Source organism: Mesorhizobium sp. M7A.F.Ca.US.005.03.2.1, assembly GCF_003997795.1.
Taxonomy (GTDB): domain Bacteria; phylum Pseudomonadota; class Alphaproteobacteria; order Rhizobiales; family Rhizobiaceae; genus Mesorhizobium; species Mesorhizobium ciceri.
The window spans coordinates 1-4,137 of record NZ_RZRP01000571.1 but is presented as its reverse complement, the minus strand read 5'-3'; the positions used below and the strand labels follow the sequence as shown (position 1 = coordinate 4,137).

The following is a 4,137-nucleotide window of genomic DNA, read 5'->3' as shown; positions in this document are numbered from 1 at the left end:
CTGCAACAGCGCTCCGCTCATCATGGCGGCATCGTAAGGGTTGACGATCAGCGCCTCCAGCAATTCACGCGAGGCGCCGGCGAATGTGCTGAGCATCAAAACGCCCTGCTCGTCGTCGCGCGCGGCGACGAATTCCTTTGCGACGAGGTTCATGCCGTCATGCAGGCTGGTGACCATGCATATGTCGGCGGCCCGATAGATCTCGTAGACCTGTTCTTGCGAGTGATGTTCGGCCACCATGATCACCGGCCTGTAGCCCTCGCTGCCATAACGCCGGTTGAGCTCTTCGGCATAACGGTGGCACTCGTCATGGAGCAGCTTGTAGGCGGGCAGCGTGCCGCGGCTGGGTGCCGCGATCTGCAGAAAGACCAGTTTTCCGATCCACTCAGGCTGTCGCTTGAACAATTCGTTCAAAGCGTGAAACCGATCGAGAATGCCCTTGGTATAATCGAGGCGCTCGACCCCGACGGCCAGCTTCACATCCGCTTTAAGGCCGAACCTCTCGCGCATGCGAGCGCGGCAATCGTCGACAGCGGGAAGTTTCGCCAGCAGGTCCGCCGGCCATTCTATCGAGATGGGATAGGCGTGCACCAATGTGGTCCGTCCGCCGTAGGAGATGGCCGCATCGGCCCGCTCGATGCGGCTTTCCAGGAAGCGATCGACGCTTTCGGTGAAATTGTTGGCATGGAACTGGGTGTGGAAGCCGATGATCGAGCTGCCGAGCAGGCCTTCGAGGATGCGTTCACGCCATGGGCAGATGCTGTACACTTCCGAATTTGGCCACGGGATGTGCCAGAAAGTGATGACGATCGCCTCCGGTAAGCGCTCTCGGATCATGCGCGGCAGCAGCGCGAAATGGTAATCCTGGACCAGCACGATCGGCCGCTCGTTGCGCGCCTCGGCAACCACCGTATCTGCAAACTTCCGGTTGACGGCTTCATAGGCAGCCCAGTCGGAGGCGCGAAAAATCGGCCGGGTGAAGGCGATATGGCAAAGCGGCCAAAGGCCCTCATTGGCGAAACCGAGATAATAGCCCTGATGCTCTTCCTCCGTCAGCCAGACCCGGCGCAGCGTGTAGGACGGGTTGCCAGGCGGCACCTGCACGCGATCGTGGTCGTCGACGGTAAGGCGGTCCGCCGTTCCGCCGCCATAGGCGATCCAGGTGCCCGCACAGGCGCGGGTAATGGGCTCGAGCGCCGACACCAGCCCGCTGGCCGGGACGAGCAACTCGACGCCGTCGTCCTTCACATTGTGGATGTACGGCTCGCGATTGGACACCACGATAACCTGCGCATCGGGCAGATCGTCGGCCAGGATCTTGCGCAATGTTTCTGGCGACCAGGTCACCAGCGCGGCATCGGCCGATTGGCCGTTCTTTTCGAACTCCCGTATCACCTTGCGCGCGGCCTCCGCGGCCACATCTTCGCCTGCCGTATGTGGGACGGCAGGAGGATGACGGCGACGGTGCCGCGATATGGAGAGGAATACGGCAAGAGCGGAAAAACCGAGGCTCGCGAAAATCAGAACCCAGAGCAGGTCCGCACCGTAGTTTGTCATTGAACGTCAACTCACCCCGGCCGTCGGCGACCGTTTGTTCGTGTTTCCCGTTTGAAACGGTCCGCCGGCCACGTGGTCGGCGTTCGGACCAGTGTTTTTGCAACGCACAAGGCCTGGATCGGTTCCGCCAATTTTGTTCGGATCATGTTCTTACTATGAGCGGCACCAGCCCTTCATGGCGGTCGGCCAGGAAAGCGACGACCCGGTCGCCGACGCGCTGGAAGGTGAGATCGACGACCCGGTCGCCGACGCCCAGGTGCCGCAGTGTCAGCGTGTCGATGCCGATCGGCAGCCTGGGGCGGCCGACGCGAATCTCACCCTCCCAGCCGTCGATCTCCAGGCCAAGACAGGCCTGCATCAACATGAAAGCGGAGCCCGCCGACCACGCTTGCGGCAGGCAGGCGACGGGATAGGCGATGGGTGCTTCGCCCGGCGCACGTGTAAAACCGCAGAACAGTTCGGGCAGCCGCATGTTGAAATGGACCGCGGATTCGAACGTGCCGCTCATCAGGCGAACCACGCTTTCGCGCTCGCCATAGCGCGCCAGCCCGGCACCGCAAAGGGCGGTATCGTGCGGCCAGATCGAGCCATTGTGGTACGACATCGGATTGAAGAACACGGCATCGTCGGCGAGCGTCCGCAGTCCCCAGCCCGAATGGAAGGAGGCGGAAAGCAGCTGGTCAGCCACCATCTGGGCCCGCGCCGGCTCAGGCAATCCGACAAAGAGCAGATGCCCCGCATTCGAGGTCCGCACCTTGCAGGGCTCGCCGGCACCGTCGATTGCCAGCGCATAGAAGCCGAGATCGTCAAGCCAGAAATCCCGTTCCACGGCAACCCGCATCGCTTCGGCGCGATCATCCCAGTGGTCGGCCCTGTCGTTCTCGCCCCGGCGACGGGCAAGTGCCGCCAGCCCCCGGAAGGCGGCAAAGACGTAGCCCTGCACTTCGACAAGGGCGATCGGGCCCTTGGGAATGCGGCCATCGGCATGGAAGACCGAATCGAAACTGTCCTTCCATCCCTGGTTGGCGAGGCCGGACTCGGCCGCTCGCTGGTAAGTCACAAATCCGGTCTCCCGGCCCGCCTTCTCCGTCCATTCGGCCGCGGCGCACAGCGACGGCCACAAGCCGTCGATGAACGCCATGTCACCGGTACGATCGGCGTAGGCACAGGCAAGATAGATGTAGAGCGGTGTCGTATCGACGCCACCGTAGTAGCGGCCGAAGGGAAGCTCCCGCAGCGCCACCATTTCGCCCTTGCGGGTCTCGTGCATGATCTTGCCCGGCTGGGAATCGCTGAACGGCGATGTCTCGGTCGCCTGATGCTGGGCCAGAAAGGCCAGCACGCCCCGCGCCAGGCCCGGATTGAGCCACAGCATCTGCAGCGCCGAAATGACGCCATCGCGGCCGAACGCCGTCGAGAACCAGGGGATGCCGGCATAGGGATAGGGGCCGGTCGCCAGCTCGGTGGTCAGCAACGCGACATCGGCGCGAGCGCGCTCGACCCAGTCGTTGAAGACACGGCCCGAGCTGCGCACCGTCGCGCCATGGCGACGTTTGGCCCGCATGCCAAAGCGGGCGCGGGCGGCAGCGGCGCGGAACCGGTCGCGGTCGGGCTTGTCGGCCACCTCGGGACCGACCTCGACATAAAGCACCTTCCTGCTGCGCTTGGTCACGGCGATCAGGAAATCGGCACGGTTGGCACTCAGTTGGTCCGGCGCCTGCGAGAACGATATCGCCGAGAGGCGGGCCAGGCCATCGAGCCCATCATAGCGCAGCAGGACCGACGTCGCGTTTGTTTCGGCGGCATGGGCCAGCCCGCGCTTCAGCCGTGTCGAGCCACGCACTTCGAACATGTCGCGGAAATCGGCGGAGTAGTGCAGGGAAACGCTGATCGTCGAGTGTTCCCGGCTGTAATTGGAAAGGGTGATGCGTTCAAACAGCCTGTCCTGCCAAAGCAGTCTGACGCGTTCGATGTGAATGGCTCCCTGCGGGATGTCGCGTCCACCGGCGCTCTGTATCGGCAGATTGGTCAAATTGGTGGTGAACAGCACATTGTCCTGGCTGAGCGAGGCGCCGAGCAGAGATGTCTGCCTGCCGCCGACGGTCAGCCGGAACTCGGAAAGGACCCGCGTGTCGTCGCGAAAGAAACCGTCGCCGGCGCCACGTATGTCGCCATAGGCGTCGGCAACGGCGAAGCAATCGCCCTGCTTGAGCGCAAACAACCGATGCGGCTCGCGAGGGGCGGTGGCGTCGAGCGATGCAAGCGCAACCGCAGGATCGAGCTGGCGCTCATCGAGTTGGGCCATTCGTCAAAGATCCCTGTTGTTTCGTTGCCGTGGCTCGAGCACGTCGCTGCTCAAGACGCCTTCGCCGTGCTCGGGACGCCGATCAGGCCCGCATAGGCGGCCAGATAGTCGCCGGCCATTCTTCGGGCGGAGAACCGCTTTTCGAAAACGGTCCTCACCTTTCGCCTGTCGAGTTGCAGCAAGTCCGGCACCGCAGCGACCGCGCTATCCATTGTGTCAGCGATAAAACCGGTGACGCCTTGATCGATGATCTCCGGCAGCGCACCGCAACTCCA

2 protein-coding genes and 1 pseudogene are annotated in these 4,137 nt (G+C 63.3%); all 3 read right to left on the bottom strand.

Annotation, left to right across the window (positions count from 1 at the left end; translation table 11 throughout):
- Positions 1 to 1,557, bottom strand: a 1,557-nt coding sequence (locus EN991_RS25825) for a trehalose-6-phosphate synthase (RefSeq protein WP_164769369.1), incomplete at its 3' end; no start/stop codon positions are given.
- 142 nt (positions 1,558 to 1,699) lie between these two features.
- Positions 1,700 to 3,862 carry an amylo-alpha-1,6-glucosidase gene (locus EN991_RS25820; RefSeq protein WP_127369826.1) on the bottom strand — a complete coding sequence of 721 codons (2,163 nt, stop codon included), beginning with the start codon at positions 3,860 to 3,862 and terminating at the stop codon, positions 1,700 to 1,702.
- Positions 3,863 to 3,912: 50 nt separating this feature from the next.
- Positions 3,913 to 4,137 (bottom strand): annotated as a pseudogene (locus EN991_RS25815) (glycosyltransferase family 4 protein); the annotation flags it as partial.

Coding starts and splice junctions, on each gene's coding strand:
- EN991_RS25820 (WP_127369826.1), bottom strand. CDS start 3,862: ATGGCCCAACTCGATGAGCGCCAGCTCGATCCTGCGGTTGCGCTTGCA.